At 47.6% G+C, this 14,338-nt stretch carries 13 protein-coding genes and 1 riboswitch; of the genes, 9 read left to right on the plus strand and 4 right to left on the minus strand.

Annotation, left to right across the window (positions count from 1 at the left end; genetic code table 11):
- Positions 1–119: 119 nt before the first annotated feature.
- The 8 genes from EKG39_RS01755 to EKG39_RS01795 all read left to right on the plus strand — a co-directional run bounded on the left by EKG39_RS01755 (position 120) and on the right by EKG39_RS01795 (position 7,250).
- The gene (locus EKG39_RS01755) at positions 120–944 is read left to right on the plus strand and encodes an enoyl-CoA hydratase-related protein (RefSeq protein WP_126503650.1); all 825 of its coding nucleotides are present in this window, start codon (positions 120–122) and stop codon (positions 942–944) included.
- 1 nt (position 945) lies between these two features.
- Positions 946–3,006, plus strand: coding sequence for an acetyl/propionyl/methylcrotonyl-CoA carboxylase subunit alpha (locus tag EKG39_RS01760; RefSeq protein ID WP_126503652.1), 2,061 nt, complete (start codon positions 946–948; stop codon positions 3,004–3,006).
- Positions 3,003–3,146, plus strand: a complete 144-nt coding sequence (locus EKG39_RS01765) for a 3-methylcrotonyl-CoA carboxylase (protein ID WP_126503654.1) — start codon at positions 3,003–3,005, stop codon at positions 3,144–3,146. Before EKG39_RS01760 ends, EKG39_RS01765 begins: the two co-directional genes overlap by 4 nt.
- Positions 3,146–4,036, plus strand: coding sequence for a hydroxymethylglutaryl-CoA lyase (locus EKG39_RS01770; protein ID WP_126503656.1), 891 nt, complete (start codon positions 3,146–3,148; stop codon positions 4,034–4,036). The genes EKG39_RS01765 and EKG39_RS01770 overlap by 1 nt, the downstream gene beginning before the upstream one ends.
- Before the next feature lie 13 nt (positions 4,037–4,049).
- Positions 4,050–4,763, plus strand: coding sequence for a CoA transferase subunit A (locus tag EKG39_RS01775; RefSeq protein WP_126503658.1), 714 nt, complete (start codon positions 4,050–4,052; stop codon positions 4,761–4,763).
- Between the two features lie 16 nt (positions 4,764–4,779).
- Positions 4,780–5,436: a 3-oxoacid CoA-transferase subunit B gene (locus EKG39_RS01780; protein WP_126503660.1), complete on the plus strand. Its 657-nt coding sequence runs from the start codon at positions 4,780–4,782 to the stop codon at positions 5,434–5,436.
- Positions 5,437–5,846: 410 nt separating this feature from the next.
- Positions 5,847–6,428, plus strand: a complete 582-nt coding sequence (locus tag EKG39_RS01785; RefSeq protein WP_185817503.1) for a prepilin-type N-terminal cleavage/methylation domain-containing protein — start codon at positions 5,847–5,849, stop codon at positions 6,426–6,428.
- A 384-nt stretch (positions 6,429–6,812) separates the two neighbouring features.
- Complete coding sequence (locus EKG39_RS01795) at positions 6,813–7,250, plus strand: hypothetical protein (RefSeq protein ID WP_126503665.1); 438 nt, start codon at positions 6,813–6,815, stop codon at positions 7,248–7,250.
- Between the two features lie 121 nt (positions 7,251–7,371).
- On the opposite strand, the gene EKG39_RS01800 is transcribed toward EKG39_RS01795, so the two are convergent.
- On the minus strand, positions 7,372–7,950 hold the full coding sequence (locus tag EKG39_RS01800; protein WP_126503667.1) for a thymidine kinase: 579 nt from the start codon (positions 7,948–7,950) through the stop codon (positions 7,372–7,374).
- Positions 7,951–8,236: 286 nt separating this feature from the next.
- Between EKG39_RS01800 and EKG39_RS01805 the strand changes: the two genes are divergently transcribed.
- On the plus strand, positions 8,237–10,390 hold the full coding sequence (locus tag EKG39_RS01805; RefSeq protein WP_126503669.1) for a M3 family metallopeptidase: 2,154 nt from the start codon (positions 8,237–8,239) through the stop codon (positions 10,388–10,390).
- Between the two features lie 105 nt (positions 10,391–10,495).
- Here EKG39_RS01805 and EKG39_RS01810 read toward each other — a convergent pair whose 3' ends face one another.
- The 3 genes from EKG39_RS01810 to EKG39_RS01820 form a co-directional block, all read right to left on the minus strand.
- Entirely contained in the window at positions 10,496–12,061 is a 1,566-nt protein-coding gene (locus EKG39_RS01810; RefSeq protein ID WP_126503671.1) for a Na+/H+ antiporter NhaC family protein, read from the minus strand.
- Positions 12,062–12,142: 81 nt separating this feature from the next.
- A riboswitch (Lysine riboswitch) is annotated at positions 12,143–12,363 on the minus strand.
- A gap of 156 nt (positions 12,364–12,519) precedes the next feature.
- Positions 12,520–13,443: an electron transfer flavoprotein subunit alpha/FixB family protein gene (locus tag EKG39_RS01815; RefSeq protein WP_126503673.1), complete on the minus strand. Its 924-nt coding sequence runs from the start codon at positions 13,441–13,443 to the stop codon at positions 12,520–12,522.
- On the minus strand, positions 13,443–14,192 hold the full coding sequence (locus tag EKG39_RS01820; protein ID WP_126503675.1) for an electron transfer flavoprotein subunit beta/FixA family protein: 750 nt from the start codon (positions 14,190–14,192) through the stop codon (positions 13,443–13,445). The genes EKG39_RS01815 and EKG39_RS01820 overlap by 1 nt, the downstream gene beginning before the upstream one ends.
- Positions 14,193–14,338 lie beyond the last annotated feature (146 nt).

Genomic DNA, 14,338 nt, shown 5'->3' on the forward strand with positions numbered 1-14,338 from the left:
CTGCTGATAATCCAAATGAAGTACCGATAATGAAATACGCCACTTAAAGCACGAGTCGCGATGTTTCAGATAGCTAGATTTAAGATAAACAGGTTAGAAGAACAATGGACAGCTCAGCCATGACAACCGAATTTTCCAGTACGTTTAATTATGTCACCTGCACACTCAGCAAGGGTGTCGGTGAGATGATACTCGACCGCGCCGACAAACATAATGCCTTCGATGAAGTCATGATAGGTGAGATGATTAGCGCCTTAGAATACTTTGCCGATAATGCAGCCTGTCAGGTCCTACTACTGAAAGCTAACGGCAAGAACTTCAGCGCGGGCGCGGACCTTAACTGGATGCGTAAACAGGCGAAGATGGATTTTAAGCAGAACCTCAATGATGCTAACGAGTTGGCTAAACTCATGTCATTGCTCGATAAATTTCCTAAGCCAACACTCGCTCTGGTACAAGGCGCCGCTTTTGGAGGTGCATTAGGTCTCATCTGTTGTTGTGATATCGCCATTGCCAATCAAAGAGCCAGTTTCTGCCTGAGTGAAGTCAAACTGGGGCTAATTCCCGCAGTGATAAGTCCCTATGTCACCCGCGCTATGGGACAACGCGCCGCGAGACGCTATATGCTGACGGCCGAGCGTTTCGATGCAGTCAAGGCGCAGGAACTACAGGTGATCCACGAGATTAACGACGATCTGGAGGGCGCCGCAGAGCCGATAATCAATCAGCTGCTCAGTAATAGTCCACAAGGTATGGCGTGGGTTAAGACCCTGCTCTCAACACTTGAAGATGGCGTAATAGATCAAGATACCTTAGATCACACCAGCGAACGTATCGCAAAAATCCGGGTATCGGATGAAGGTCAGGAGGGACTCAATGCCTTCTTTGAAAAGCGCAGCCCCAAATGGGATCCCAGCACCGATAATACGCAAGGAGCTAAATAATATGTTTACTAAACTGCTAATCGCCAACCGAGGCGAGATTGCCTGTCGTATTATCAAAACAGCCAAAGCAATGGGAGTGCGGACAGTAGCCCTCTACAGTGATGCCGATATCGATGCTCGCCATGTCGCCATGGCCGATGAATCCTTTTATCTCGGTGGAAGTGCACCGGCTGACTCCTATCTTAAAGCATCGGCTATCATAGATATCGCACAAAAATCCGGTGCCCAGGCTATCCACCCCGGCTATGGTTTCCTGTCTGAAAATGCCGACTTCGCCCGTATGTGTGAACAATCTGGCATCAGCTTCGTCGGGCCCACAGCCGACGCGATTGACTCTATGGGCAGCAAGAGTGCGGCGAAAGAGATCATGGGCGCGGCCAATGTTCCTCTGGTTCCGGGTTATCACGGTGACGCACAAGATGATCAACGACTCGTCGATGAAGCCAATAAGATGGGCTTTCCCCTGCTCATCAAGGCCGCATACGGCGGTGGCGGTAAAGGCATGCGGATCGTCGAAGGCAGCGGTGAAGTACTCGAGGCCATTCAATCTGCGCGCCGGGAAGCCATCTCCTCTTTCGGCAATGACAAGCTCTTGATGGAACGTTATCTGCGTCAGCCCCGCCATGTTGAGGTTCAGGTGTTCGCCGATACCCAAGGCAACTGCATCTATCTCTCCGATCGTGACTGCTCGATACAGCGTCGTCATCAAAAAGTGGTTGAGGAAGCGCCTGCGCCGGGTTTGAGTGATGAGCTCAGAGTCAAGATGGGTGAAGCCGCCGTCGCTGCGGCCAAGGCTATCGACTATAGAGGCGCCGGAACCGTCGAATTTCTGCTCGATACCGATGGCAGCTTCTACTTCATGGAGATGAACACCCGCCTTCAGGTAGAGCATCCGGTCACCGAGATGGTCACGGGACAAGACTTAGTGAAATGGCAGCTCATGGTCGCCAGCGGGAGTGAACTGCCACTCACTCAAAAGGAGGTACGCATTCATGGCCACTCCTTTGAGGTACGTATCTACGCCGAAGACCCTCAAAACGATTTCCTGCCGGCCAGCGGTAAACTGAATTTCCTGCGCGAACCAGAGCAGAGCAAGCACGTGCGTATTGACTCGGGCATTCGTGAAAATGATGTAATAAGTAACTTTTATGACCCTATGATCTCCAAACTTATCGTTTGGGATGAATCACGCCCGCGCGCCTTACAACGTCTGGTGCATTCATTAGAGTCTTATCAGATCAGCGGCCTGAAACACAACATTGAGTTCTTAGCCAATATCGCCGAACACAAGGCTTTCAGCGATGCCAATTTCAGTACCGATTTTATCGATCGTTACGGTGACTCTCTCATAGGCACCGCATCGAGCGATGAGCAGACCGCATTGGCCTTAGCCGCGCTTTATCAACTTTGCGCCCGTAAGGTCGAAGCTAAAGCTTGTGCCGTGAATAGCAAGGACCCTTACTCTCCATGGGGAGCCGTAAGCGGCTTCAGGCTTAATAGTGCAAGCCTGCATAAGGTTGCACTACTCGATGATAACCATGACATTCAGCACCTTGAGCTCACCGAAATTTTAGTAGGTGAGCAATCCTTCTATCAACTGGATCTTAATGGCAGCCATTTAGTACTCAAGGGCGAGTTAAAGGGTGAGATGCTGCATGCTGAGATAGCCGATAGTGCCCTCGCCGGATCTAGTAACGCACACAAAACCAGTGGTCATAAAATCAAGGTTCCGGTCAGCCGGATTAACGATGACTTCACCCTGTTTATCAACTCGACCAGTTATCACTTCCGGGCACTTCAAACCGAGTTAGAAGAGGAACTGGAGTGTCTGGAAGACAAGCTAAAGGCGCCGATGAACGGCACCATCGTCACCCACCTGGTAGAGAAAGGTGACAAGGTCACCGCCGGACAAGGGCTGATGGTAATGGAGGCGATGAAGATGGAGTACACAATCGAGTCTCCCTTCGATGGTGTGGTAACCGCTTTCTTTTTTGAGCCGGGGGAACTCGTCAGCGACGGTAGTCTGTTAGTAGAGGTAACACCTGAGGAGAGCGACGCATGAAGATGACATATTCAGCAATCGAATCCCCCTTCGACGGCACAGTCTCAGCCTTCTTCTTCGAACCTGGCGAATTGGTCAGCGACGGTAGTCTGTTAGTTGAGGTATCACCTTCTGATGCACCAGTAAAAGGTGATAAATAATGCTTCCTAACCAAGTCAGTATTTTCGAGGTTGGCGCCCGTGACGGGTTACAGAACGAAAAGAGTGTCAGTACACAGGACAAAATAGCCTTAATTGAAGGTTTAGCCGACGCCGGCATCAAGCGTATCGAAGCCGCAAGCTTTGTCTCTCCTAAGTGGGTGCCACAGATGGCCGACTCGGGAGATGTGCTTAGAAACATCAAGCGAAACAGCGGCGTGACTTACAGCGCCCTGACTCCAAACTTGAAAGGGCTGGAACTTGCACTTGACGCGGGTGCCGACGAAGTTGCCATATTCGGTGCCGCTTCTCAAAGCTTCAGTCAACGTAATATCAACTGCTCCATCGAGGAGTCGATAGAACGTTTTATCCCTGTTGTGGAGCGTGCTAAGGCTGAAAACATCCCTGTCAGAGGCTATGTATCTTGTGTGCTGGGCTGCCCTTATGAAGGAGACATCCCCTCGAGCGAAGTCGCTCGGGTGTCTGAGATCCTTTACAAAATGGGCTGTTATGAAGTTTCACTGGGTGACACCATAGGCGTTGGCACACCGCACAATGCCCGTAAAATGGTTGAAGCGGTGAGCCGTAAGGTTCCCGTCGACAAACTCGCACTACACTTTCACGATACCTACGGACAGGCGCTGGCCAACATTCTGGCCTGCCTGGAAACCGGAGTAAGTGTTATCGACTCTTCGGTTGCCGGCCTGGGCGGCTGCCCCTACGCCAAAGGCGCATCGGGTAACTTAGCCACCGAAGATCTCGTCTATATGTTACATGGATTGGGGATAGATACCGGCATAGATCTGCGCTTATTAGCGAGTGCCGGACACACAATAAGTCAGGCACTTGGAAGAACAACCGGCTCAAAGGTCGCGCTTGCGATGGGCAAATAAGGAGACAAGAATAATGGCAGGACTCAATAAAGTTGTAGGCAGTTATGAGCAGGCCCTGGAAGGCTTAAGTAATGACATGACCATAATGGTCGGCGGATTTGGCCTGTGCGGTATTCCTGAAGGGTTGATCTCACAGATGGTTACCTCCGGAGTTACAGGGTTAACCGCAATCTCAAACAACGCAGGAGTCGACGATTTCGGTTTGGGTTTGCTGCTTAAGAGTCGTCAGATCGATACCATGATCGCTTCTTATGTCGGCGAGAACGCCACCTTCGAGCAGCAGATGTTATCCGGCCAGCTTAAGGTAATTTTGACTCCCCAGGGTACGCTGGCCGAGAAAATTCGTGCAGGCGGCGCCGGGATCCCGGCCTTCTTTACCGCAACAGGCTATGGCACACCTATCGCCGAGGGTAAAGAGACACGAGAGATCGATGGTCGTCACTACGTACTCGAGCCGTCACTGACTGCCGATTTCGCCTTAGTACGGGCATGGAAAGCCGATACCATGGGGAATCTGGTCTTCCGTAAAACCGCAGCAAACTTCAATCCTATGATGGCAACGGCAGGTAAGATCACTGTGGTTGAGGCGGAGCATATCGTCGAGCCCGGAGAGTTAGACCCGGATCATATCCATACACCCGGCATCTACGTGAACCGTGTCATTCAGGGCAAGTTTGAGAAACGTATCGAGCAACGTACCGTTAAAGCCGCACCGGTTATTCTTTAAAAGGGAGGGAGACATCATGGCATTATCAAGAGAACAACTCGCGCAACGTGTAGCCCAGGAGCTTAAAGATGGCTTTTACGTTAATTTAGGCATAGGTATTCCCACCTTAGTAGCTAACTATATTCCCGAGGGAATAGATGTCATGCTGCAATCTGAGAACGGCTTGCTTGGCATGGGTGAGTTTCCCACCGAGCAGACCATAGATGCGGATCTGATTAACGCAGGAAAACAAACGGTCACAGCCGTCGATGGCGCCTCATTCTTCTCATCGGCGGAGAGCTTCGCCATGATCCGCGGCGGTCATGTGGATCTGACCGTATTGGGCGCCTTCGAGGTTGACGAGCAGGGCTCAATCGCTTCATGGATGATCCCAGGAAAACTCATCAAAGGAATGGGCGGCGCCATGGATCTGGTTGCGGGTGCAGACAATATTATCGTCACCATGATGCATGCAGATAAGAAAGGAAACTCGAAACTCTTGCCTAAGTGTGAGCTGCCATTAACGGGTTTCGGCTGCATTAAGCGCGTGTTAACCGACTTGGCATTCATGGAAATTAAAGATGGGGCATTCCATCTTCTTGAGCGTGCGCCCGGGGTTAGTGTTGAAGAGATCGTGGCTAAGACAGCCGGTAAGCTTATCGTCCCAGAGCATGTACCAGAGATGATTTTCTAACACCTTGAAAATGTGCCAACAAGAAACATAACCTTCTTAATAGCCCAGAAACCTAATCTGGGCTTTTTTATTGCCTAACCTCTCTCCTAACTCAACCTCCTGCTGCACCTCGCACCTCAGGCTTACGCTTACAAAAGTATCAAAAGGTTACATTGAATAATGGCTGGGACCACAATCAGATGTGAGTTTCTTGATAAAAAACCGTAAACACAACATCTGCGGCACCAATAAACACGACTGAACCACTAAATAATTACCACTCAAAAACCAACTGAACACAAAATCACCACAACCCATTTACACACTGAAAGCATTGATGTTTTATTCGTTAAATACTCTCGAACTTGCTTGTTCGGTAGGTTTAATTTCAGTATATTCCGCTCATTATTAGTAATGTAAAATATAAGATTGTGAGCTCAAATAAACTACAGCAAGGTTTTACCCTGATTGAATTGGTCATAGTGATCATAATTCTTGCCATATTAAGTGTTATCGCGGCTCCTAAGTTCCTCTCTCTGAGTAGTGAAGCACAGACATCGAGTCTCGAAGGCGTGGCAGGCTCTATCGCCTCGATGAACCAGATAGTGCACAGTAAAACCCAGATCGATGGCATCGCCGATAAACAAGACTGTGATGGTACATGCAACAACCATCCTAACTGGGATAGACAAGTAGGTTACTTCTATGTAGATGTATCGGGCACCCGTCTCTACGTATCAAGTGGTTACCCTATGCCAGCAGGCACCTCTAAATTAAATACCATCGTAAAGGATAACTTCACAACGGTTATGGGATTATCCGACGACGATTTTGTATTCGGCACCGGTGATAACGACTCATTTGCCGCCGTCCCCAAGAAGTTTGCACACAAATTAGCAGAGATTCAAACTGGCAAGTTCAAATGCCACGTCGAATATCGCTCTCCGGTTGCCTCCTACAACTATTATGTTCGCGCCGTTACCGATGATTGCGAAACATATACGTTAACTTAGCCGTTACTCAACAGGCTTGAGATACATTCGGACATTTTATACCTATCGGTATTAGCAGCTCTTTTTAAATACCAATCAGTATAAAGATGTGATCGCTCAGCGAGAGTTTAGCGCTTCTGAGGCAAGGCAACGAGTGAAGAGCATAGTTGTTCTACGTTCAAGCTCGTTAACACAGCATCAGAAGCGCTAAAGCTCGCCTGTTAGGCGTATTTTTGGCTGCCTACTTCTGCGTTGAATGACCTCACAAGGGAACAACCATTCCATCATCCATTCGCCTTGAATTAGTTGCCAATAAACACGCTGAGTAGATCACTTTCTTATACTGATTGGTATATCAATGTTCTACATTTAATAAGAGAGAAGCGTCAATGTCAGAGGTATTTAATGAAACTCAGCCTGCAAGGCAATGGAAAGGTCTCCATTTTTCAACTCACCGCCGTGTTCAGCATGTTATTTGCACTGGTGGGTTTCAGTTACAATGTCTGGCGTATGGAGATCACCGAATACAACAGTAATATGCGCTCGGCAAGTTTCGAACTCCTGCTACAACTTTCTGAGCTGGAGGGGATCGTATACGCCGCCCATTATGATCAAGATACAGTGGCCGGAAACCCAAGAAAAGGTTGGATTAAGGTCAACTTGATCGCCGATTTGAGTATGATAACCGAAGCAGAAATCAAAGATTCGGCGATACAGCTCAAACAGGAGTGGCAGGCTAACTGGCAAACGATGACAGACAGTGAATCCAGCGCAGTGGCGGTGGTAGAGGCGATAGACCACACCCGCGAAGAGGTACGCCTGTTACTGTCTAAACTAGATTAGCGTACTGTTACATAGAAGCTGCTGTAGTACCATTCCACAATAAAAACGGCGGGATAAGTCACCTTATCTCGCCGTTTCTTTAGAAACTTATAACTTAAAGCTTACAACTCGTGACTTTCGTTTAATCCCAAAGAAACTCTCGGAAGTGTTTACGACAGACAGACTCATAACTCTCGTTACCGCCTATCGCCACCTGCTCACCTTCCTGCATAGGCTTACCGTCACCATCGAGGCGTACGACCATGTTCGCCTTTCGGCCGCAGTGACAGATAGTCTTAAGTTCGACTAACTTATCCGCCCATGCAACCAGATATTGGCTACCTGTGAAGAGTTCGCCCTGGAAGTCGGTTTTAAGACCGTAACACAGCACGGGGATATCCAAGTTGTCCACGACGTGAGTCAACTGTCTAACCTGCTCTTTGCTTAAGAACTGTGATTCGTCAATCAAGATACAATGCAGCGGCTGCTCTTTAAGTGCCGTTTCAATCATGTTGGCCAGATTATCATCGCTTGCAAACACCTGAGCATCGGTCTCTATACCAATTCTTGATGCGACTTTACCTACTCCATATCTGTCATCGATAGATGCCGTCATCACTAAGGTATTCATGCCGCGTTCGCGGTAGTTATAAGAAGACTGCAATAAAGAAGTTGATTTACCGGCATTCATCGCCGAGTAATAAAAATAAAGTTGCGCCAAACTGATATCCCCTGAGCCTGAGCTTAAATTCTGCAATATCTTAACACTTTTACTCCCACAAAATCACGCTGAATCAGGTCACAGTATGCTTAGCATCAACTTAATGAGAACAAAATCATATTATCATAGCCTCTTCATCCAATGATGAAGAACACATAGAAATCTCTACGTATTTTGAACTATTTAGCACAAGTAAATTAACCAAAAGCAACACTCATGCTGTTTCAGATACGTTTAATAAGCAATTGCTAGATTGAAGGCAAAACTAAAAGGAAATATTTAATTCATGCAAAAAACTTTACTCGCGGTTACGATTGCCGCAGCACTGACATTGACTGCCTGTTCGGGCACCGCAACGACTCAACAAGCTGCCACATCCGACACTCAAACCCAAGGTTCACAAATAGAAAACCCACTGTTTCAAGCCAGCACACTGCAATATCAGGCACCCGACTTCAGCCAGATAAAAGATGAGCACTTTCAGCCAGCTCTGGAACAAGGGATCGTTGAGCAATACCAACAAGTCCTTAAGATTGCCAATAACCCGGAAGCGGCGACTTTTGCCAATACCATTGTCGCATTGGAAACAAGTGGCGAATTATTAAATCGCTCGTCGAAGATTTTCTATAACCTGGCTGGATCGAACAGTAATCCGACTCTCAGAGCCGTGCAAGGCGAGATGGCCCCGAAGATGGCGGCTCATTCTGATAACATCAACCTTAACCCCGAGCTGTTTAAACGAATTGAAACACTTTACTCGTCACGCAATGAGCTCGAACTAACGCCTGAGGCTATCAGGCTGATAGAGAAGTATCATCAAAGATTCGTGATGGCTGGTGCCAAACTCACCGATAGTCAAAAACAACAGATCCGTCTCCTCAATGAGGAACAGTCGACATTGACCAATGAGTTTGCACAACGCTTAATGCGCATGACAAAAGAGATAGCATTGGTGGTCGATGATAAGCAACTGCTCGCAGGCTTGTCTGAAAGTGCAATAAAGGCAGCCAAGGCTGATGCCGATGCAAATGGTCACGCCAATAAGTACCAACTCAATATCACCAACACTACACGCCAGCCTGTACTGTCTCAACTCGATAACCGAGAGATCCGTCAAAAGGTATGGGAGCTGTCGTCAAACCGTGGCCTCAGCGGTGAAAATGAGACCGCAAGTTTAGTGGCCCGATTGGCACAGTTACGCTCAGAGCGCGCCGAGTTACTTGGCTATGAAAGCTGGGCAGATTATCGTTTGACACCTCAGATGGCTAAGACGCCGGAAGCGGTTTATAAGATGTTCGGCTCTATGGTTCCAGCTGTCATCGCCAACACCCGTAAAGAAGCCGACGATATTCAGGCCATGATAACCAAAACCGGTGGCGAGTTTGAACTGTCACCATGGGACTGGGCTTATTACGCCGAGCAGGTACGTAAAGAGAAATTTGATCTCGACGCCAGTTCGATAAAGCCCTATTTTGAATTTAATCGTGTACTCGAAGATGGTGTCTTCTTTACCTTAGAGGAACTCTATGGAGTCACACTCAAGCCACGTCCGGATCTACCGGTTTATCATCCCGACGTAAAAGCCTACGAGATGTTTGATAACGATGGCAGCAGCATGGCCATCTTCTATGCCGATTACTTCGCAAGAGAAGGAAAACGTGGTGGTGCATGGATGAGCTCGTTCGTTACTCAATCTGGCTTACTGAACAATAAACCCGTTGTCGTCAATGTGATGAACATAAAAAAGGCGCCTGAAGGAGAGCCGACATTCGTCAGTTATGATGAGGTCACGACCATGTTCCATGAAATGGGGCATGGCACACACGGTATGTTCTCAAAAGTCACCTACCCCAGTTTATCCGGCACCGCAGTATCCCGTGATTTTGTCGAGTTCCCATCGACATTCGAGGAAGATTGGGCCGCACACCCAAAAGTACTGGCAAACTATGCTAAACACTATGAGACTGGTGAACCGATCCCCGAAGAGCTGCTGAATAAGTTGTTAAAGTCTCGCAGCTTTAATCAAGGTTTCGATACATTAGAATATATGTCAGCCGCCCTGTTGGACCTGGAGTGGCATTCACTTAAAGCTGGAGAGCCACTGCAGGATGTTGCCAGTTTCGAAGCCGCTGCACTGAAAAAGCATGGAGTAGACTTGCCTGCGGTGCCACCTCGCTATAAGTCGACCTACTTTGCTCATGCCTTCCCCGGCGGGTACTCATCGAGCTATTACGCTTACATGTGGAGTGAGATCCTTGCCGCCGATGCCTTTGCTTATGTTCAAACTCAAGGCGGATTAAATCGTGAAATTGGCATGAAATTCCGCAAGACGATAAGAGAGGTCGGTAACAGTGTCGACCCAATGGAAGCTTACAAAGCCTTCAGAGGACAAGAGCCCACAACCCAGGCTCTGCTTAAACGCCGCGGTCTGGACAAGTAACCAAAAATGTTCAGCTAAGTCATTCGCTCTTTAAAGCTATCAAATACAAAAAAGCCACTCATCATGAGTGGCTTTTTTTATAAACGGTAGCGTTCAACTACACTATCAGGCCCGCTTATTCACTTTAATCTTAAGCGCAATAATCGAGATAACAAACAAGACGCAACAAGTAGCGAAACCTGCAGCTAAAGACTCTGTAAAACCAAGAACGGTATAACCGGCTAAACTTATCACCGCAACGATCAAGGCATAAGGCAACTGAGTGATCACATGATCGATATGATGACAGTTTGCCCCCGTCGACGAAAGAATAGTGGTATCAGAGATAGGCGAGCAGTGATCTCCGAATACCGCACCGGCAAGTACCGATGCCAACATAGGTAACATCATGTTGGTATGCGTCCCCATCGCCATATCGGCGGCAATCGGCAACATGATTCCAAATGTCCCCCAGCTTGTACCTGTAGAGAAAGCAGTCAGTCCGGCAAGCACAAATAATACCGCAGGCAGCAGTGCAAATGGGATATTACCCGTGGCCAGGCTTGCCATATACTTACCAGTTTCGAGCTGACCAATCACTCCGGCAATCGTCCAGGCGAAAAGAAGAATGTAGATCGCAGGCAGCATAGAGCGGGCACCGGCAAGCATTCCCTTCAGGATATATGACTTGTCCAGCCCCTGAATAAGCACTAAGGCCAGTGTTGATGCAAGACCGATAGCGGCACCAAAGAAGAGTGAAGATGCCACATCAGTGTTTTCAAAAGCGCCTAAGATGCTGAACTCCAACCCCTTGGCCGCTAATGCATCGCCACCACTGCTGACCATAAAGTAGAAAGTCGCAAATACCAGCACAGTAATAGGCAGGAATAGCCCTAAAATTTTACCATTATCGGCCTCGGGTAAGTCCGAGTTTGCTCCTGGTGGTAACCCTTTTGCCTCATCATATAGATTGCCCTTCTGCGCATTCAATTCATGTTGACGCATAGGACCGATATCCAGCCCCATAAAGGCAACACAAAGCAGCAATAAAAGTGCGAAGATGGCATAAAAATTCATTGGTATCATCTGAATAAACACGCTCAGATGCCCGGAATCGGTAAACCCATGTGCCGTTAAGATCCCGCCTATCAGCGCGATGATATAGGCCCCCCAGCTTGAAACCGGTGAAATTACGCAGATAGGTGCAGCCGTAGAGTCGAGAAGATAAGCCAGCTTACTACGGGATATGTAATATCTGTCCGTTAAGGGTCTGGCAACACTACCCACGACCAGGCTGTTAAAGTAGTCATCGATAAATACGACGCAACCCAGGAACATGGTCAGTAATTTTGCATCACGTTTATTTCTGATCTTAGTGCGCGCCCAATCGGCAAAGGCTTTAGCTGCGCCACTGACCGTAATAAGGGCCGTGATCATGCCCAGTAAAATAAGGAAGCCTAACAGATAGATGTTCCAGCTATTGATGCTGCCATCATCCCAGAAGAGCCCTACAACCTGCTCACCAAGATACTGACCGGAACTCATCACCGAAAAATCGGTGATCAAAACCACACCCAGTAAAATTCCTACCCCTAAAGAGAATAAAACCCGACGACTAACAATCGCCAGCAAAATCGCAACCACAGGAGGTAGCAATGAAAGTGCCGAATCGGCATAACTTAAAGTTGTCATTAATGTCTTTTCTTCGTTTTAAGTACGAATGGAGGGCGACTGAACTGGTGGGATACTAGAAATATCACAGAAAACACCTGTCCTATCAGTAGCGCTCCATAGTAATACCATGTGTTAAAAGGTATAAAAATCTTCTTATCTTCCGGATAAGAAATACTATGGCAGTGCTGCACCTATTCGATGACAGCCCCAGTAGTAAACCTTGATATGTTTTACTACTTCGGCATCAAATCCTTTCATGATAGATAAGCGGAATCACCCTGGCTATCACTACTGATATTTAATGCACCTCTACTTCTCAGGACGTTAGTTGGAATGGCTCCAAAAAACGTGAAGGTCATAAAAACATAAGCGGCTTTGAGGATTCTACCCCAAAGCCGCTCAATGTGAACGAGTTCACACTTATTTAGTGTAAATTAATGCACAGGCAACCTGCGCATTACATTTCACTCACATACTCATACGAGCTCAAGCAGTTGTGGAACCGCTTCAAAAAGATCGGCTTCCAGACCGTAATCGGCAATTTGGAAAATTGGCGCTTCAGGATCTTTGTTAATTGCAACGATAACTTTTGAATCTTTCATCCCGGCAAGGTGCTGAATGGCACCTGATATACCAACTGCAATGTAGAGATCTGGCGCGACAATTTTACCCGTTTGACCCACTTGAAGATCATTGGGGACAAATCCCGCATCAACGGCCGCACGAGATGCGCCCAATGCGCCGCCCAGTTTATCGGCAAGCTGCTCTAAGATAGCGAAGTTGTCACTACTACCCAAGCCGCGACCACCGGATACCACAACAGAAGCAGCACCCAATTCCGGACGTTCAGACTCTGTCAGGCTCTGGGATACAAATTGAGATAGTGAGTCGCTGATTTTTTCGATTGATACCGTCACAGCAGCACCATCGTTAGCAACCGCATCGAATGCACTAGAGCGCACCGTCATTACCTTCTTGTCATCAAGGCTCTGTACCGTAGCCAATGCACTACCTGCGTAGATTGGACGAACAAAAGTATCAGGGCTAACCACCTCAACCACTTCCGATAGTTGGGCTACATCTAAAAGCGCCGACACACGAGGGAGCATATCTTTACCATGGCTCGTAGCCGCAGCCAAAATATGTTCATAGTCTGAAGCGATACCTACGATCAGCTCAGAAGTATTATCCGCAAAAGCATTAGCATACACGGCCGCATCGGCAACCAATACACTTCTAACTCCGGACAGTTTAGTGGTCGCTTCAACGACGGCACTACATTCGTGTCCTGCAACTAACACATCCACATCGCCGCCGATAGCCTGAGCACAGGCAACGACTTTGGCAGTATCCAGCTTTAAACTGGCATTATCATGTTCCGCTATTACTAAAATTGCCATTAGATCACCTTCGCTTCATTTTTCAGCTTTTCAACAAGCTCTGCAACAGACGCAAGCATCACACCACCTTTACGCTCGGCAGGTGGCGTCACTTTCAATACTTTTTGATGAGATTTCAGGTTTACCCCTAAATCATCAATAGAGAAGGTTTCTAATGGCTTACGCTTAGCTTTCATTATATTAGGAAGCTTGGCATAACGCGGTTCATTCAAACGCAGATCGGCAGTTACAACGGCAGGAAGCGGCAGAGTAATGCTTTGTAATCCACCGTCAATTTCACGGGTGATCGCTAACTGACCTTCCTCAACCTTAACTTCTGAAGCAAACGTGGCCTGAGGCATCTTGCCTAAGGCTGCCAACATCTGACCAGTTTGATTATTATCACCATCGATAGATTGCTTACCTAAGATAATCAGCTGTGCTTCCTCTTTACTCTGCACAGCGTTAAGTAATTTTGCTATCGACAGAGGAACCAACTCCTCATCGGTTTCAATATGAACGCCTCGGTCTGCACCTAAAGCCATAGCGGTACGTAACTGCTCTTGAGCCACCTTAGGGCCAACAGTAACGACAACAACTTCAGAAGCCACACCGGCCTCCTTTAAGCGTACGGCTTCCTCTACAGCAATTTCACAAAAAGGGTTTATCGCCATTTTCAAATTTGCGGTATCGACACCTGTATTGTCAGCATTAACCCTGACTTTTACATTAGCATCAACGACGCGCTTAACTGGCACCAATACTTTCATAGGGCTTCCTTTACGTCATATTTTAGCGGAGTTGGATGTAGGGATGAATCTACACTTATTATAGTAGTCTCACTTTACGTGCTGTTAACGTTAACGTCAACAGTGATTCAAACGAGCGTTTGTATATTTTTGCAACCAGCTTGGTT

This window comes from Shewanella atlantica, assembly GCF_003966265.1.
Lineage (GTDB): Bacteria > Pseudomonadota > Gammaproteobacteria > Enterobacterales > Shewanellaceae > Shewanella > Shewanella atlantica.

What these genes read in the sequence shown, in the direction of transcription:
- EKG39_RS01760 (WP_126503652.1), top strand. Translation starts at nt 946, where the DNA reads ATGTTTACTAAACTGCTAATCGCCAACCGAGGCGAGATTGCCTGTCGT.
- EKG39_RS01815 (WP_126503673.1), bottom strand. Translation starts at nt 13,443, where the DNA reads ATGGCAATTTTAGTAATAGCGGAACATGATAATGCCAGTTTAAAGCTG.
- EKG39_RS01765 (WP_126503654.1), top strand. Translation starts at nt 3,003, where the DNA reads ATGAAGATGACATATTCAGCAATCGAATCCCCCTTCGACGGCACAGTC.
- EKG39_RS01820 (WP_126503675.1), bottom strand. Translation starts at nt 14,192, where the DNA reads ATGAAAGTATTGGTGCCAGTTAAGCGCGTCGTTGATGCTAATGTAAAA.
- EKG39_RS01775 (WP_126503658.1), top strand. Translation starts at nt 4,050, where the DNA reads ATGGCAGGACTCAATAAAGTTGTAGGCAGTTATGAGCAGGCCCTGGAA.
- EKG39_RS01770 (WP_126503656.1), top strand. Translation starts at nt 3,146, where the DNA reads ATGCTTCCTAACCAAGTCAGTATTTTCGAGGTTGGCGCCCGTGACGGG.
- EKG39_RS01795 (WP_126503665.1), top strand. Translation starts at nt 6,813, where the DNA reads ATGAAACTCAGCCTGCAAGGCAATGGAAAGGTCTCCATTTTTCAACTC.
- EKG39_RS01755 (WP_126503650.1), top strand. Translation starts at nt 120, where the DNA reads ATGACAACCGAATTTTCCAGTACGTTTAATTATGTCACCTGCACACTC.
- EKG39_RS01780 (WP_126503660.1), top strand. Translation starts at nt 4,780, where the DNA reads ATGGCATTATCAAGAGAACAACTCGCGCAACGTGTAGCCCAGGAGCTT.
- EKG39_RS01810 (WP_126503671.1), bottom strand. Translation starts at nt 12,061, where the DNA reads ATGACAACTTTAAGTTATGCCGATTCGGCACTTTCATTGCTACCTCCT.
- EKG39_RS01805 (WP_126503669.1), top strand. Translation starts at nt 8,237, where the DNA reads ATGCAAAAAACTTTACTCGCGGTTACGATTGCCGCAGCACTGACATTG.